Raw genomic sequence first — 2,374 nt, forward strand, 5'->3', positions numbered from 1 at the left:
TCACGGCAGCATCACGGAAGTGTCACGGCAGCGGAGGCGCGGCGATCTCCGCCCACACGACCTTGCCGTCGCCGACCGACCTGGTCCCCCAGCGGGACGCGATGAGCGAGACCAGCTCGAGGCCCCGGCCGCCTTCGTCGTCGAAGTCGGCGTGCCGGCGCCGGGGCAGCCGCGGGTCACGGTCGGAAACCTCCACGATCACCCGGGACCCGGTCCGGCGCAGCCGCACGGACAGTGGGGACCGGCCGTGCACCAGCGCGTTGGTGACCAGCTCCGACATCAGCAGGACCACGGAGTCGACGGTGTCGGCGTCCACCGACCACGTCCGCAGCAGGTCGCAGGCGCGTCCCCGGGCCGCGCCGAGGCCGGCCGGCCCGTCGGGGACCGTGATGTCGGCGTAGCGGGTCGCCCCGCCCGCGTCGGTGTCGGGCAGCCCCACCAGCAGCAGGGCCACGTCGTCGTCATGGCCGGCGTCCCGGCCGAGGGCCTCCAGGGCCTGGTCGGCCCGTCTGCCCAGGGAGCCGTCCTGCCGGGCGAGCACCGCGGCCAGGTCCGAGACGCCGGCGTCGATGTCACGCTCCCGGCTCTCCACCAGCCCGTCGGTGAACAGGACCAGCAGCGCCCCCCGGTGCAGCCGGACGGTGTACTCCTTGACGTCGCCGCGGCCGAGCCCGAGCGGGGTGCCGACCTCCATGTACAGCCGCGACACCAGGCCGTCGGGGGCCACCACCAACGGCGGCGGGTGCCCCGCGTTCGCCAGCGTCAACAGGCCCGTGTGCGGCTCGATGACGCCGTAGATGCAGGTGGCGATCTGGCCCTCGTCGATCTCGCTGACCACGCCGTCGAGCAGGGCCAGCACCTCGTACGGGGACAGCTCCAGGCGGGCGCAGGTCCGCACCGCGGTCCGCAGCTGGCCCATGATCGCCGCGGCCCGGACCCCGCGGCCCATGACGTCACCGATGACCAGGCCCACCCGGCCCGCGCCGAGGTCGATCACGTCGAACCAGTCCCCGCCGACCTCGGTGTCCTCGACCCCGGGCACGTAGCGGGCGGCGATCTCCAGCCCCTCCGGCTCGACCACGGTCGGTGGCAGCAGGCTGCGCTGCAGGGTCAGCGCGGTGTCCCGGCTGCGCCGGTAGAGCTCCGCGTGCTCGACCGCGACCGCCGCGCGGGCCGCGAGCTCCTCGAGGAAGGCCACGTCGGCCTCGGTGTACGGCGGCCGGTCGCCGGCGGCCATCAGGCTGACCACACCAGCCACCTGGCCGCGCAGGACCAGCGGCACGGCGGCGAGGGTGTGCGCGCCGACATGCCCCATCCAGCGCGCCATGTCGGTGGACGACAGCCAGGAGGCGCCGGCCAGCGGGGCGATGTGCCCACGCCCGGTGAGCGCGGCGAGGTTGACCGGGCTGTCCCGCGGCCACCGGCCCGTCCGGGCCCGGGGTATCGGCAGCTGGGTCAGGCCGGGGCGCACCGACACGACCGCCCGCCGCAGCACCGGCGCCCCGGCCGGGCCGGCGTCCGGGCCAGCCGGGGCGTCCGGGCCGCCCGGGCCGTCCGGGCCGTCCGGGCCGCCCGGATCGTCCGGGCCAGCCGGATCGTCCGGGCCAGCCGGATCGTCCGAGCCGGGCTCGACCAGGTAGACCGCGCACGAGTCGGCCAGTTCGCCCACGATGACGTCGGTGAGCGCCCGCAGGGCCCGCTCGGGCTCCTCCAGCGCGCTGCCGACCGCCCCGGTCGCCCGGGCGAGCAGCTCGAGGCGACGGCCGGCCTCCCGGGCCGCGGCCGCGGCGGTGCGGGCGGTCTCCTCCGCCCGGCGGCTGGAGCGGGCCTCGGCCAGGACGCGCTCGAACAGCGTCGCGCGTTCCAGCGCCCGGGCGCACTGGTCGGCGAGCGCGGCCAGATACGCGCGGTCGGCCGCGGAGAACGCCTGCCGGGCCCGGAACCCGAACAGCAGGACGCCGAACGGCGCGTCGACGGTCGCCAGTGGCAGGATCGCCCAGGCATGCTCGTCGGCCTCGGCGAGGACCGCGGCCTGCTCGGGCGCGGGCCACCGCGCGGTCAGCTCTTCCCGGTCGAGGAGGAACAGCGGCGAGGCGCCACGGACCGCCTCCGCGACCGGGTGGGACGCGTCCAGGCCGATCCCCGACCACGCCTGGGCAAGGAGCGCAGGGTAACCGAGCAGCGACCGGAAACGCAGGCAGTTGTCGACCTCGTCGACCAGGGCGATCCCCCGCCCGTTCGCCCCCAGTACCTGCCGGCCGGCGTCGAGCACCACGACGGCGACCTCGTCAACGCTTACAGCGCGTGACAATGCCGCCGTGACCAGGCGAACCTGCTCGTCCTGTTCATCCTGCTCGTCCTGTCCGGTCCGTCC

1 protein-coding gene is annotated in these 2,374 nt (G+C 75.9%); it reads right to left on the bottom strand.

Going from position 1 to position 2,374, the window contains the following annotated elements; translation table 11 throughout:
* Positions 1-22 precede the first annotated feature (22 nt).
* A partial coding sequence (locus AC5LSR_RS01445) for a SpoIIE family protein phosphatase (RefSeq protein ID WP_493468068.1) occupies positions 23-2,374 on the bottom strand: 2,352 nt, incomplete at its 5' end.

The sequence above is a fragment of the Protofrankia sp. CiP1_Cm_nod4 genome, assembly GCF_982290645.1.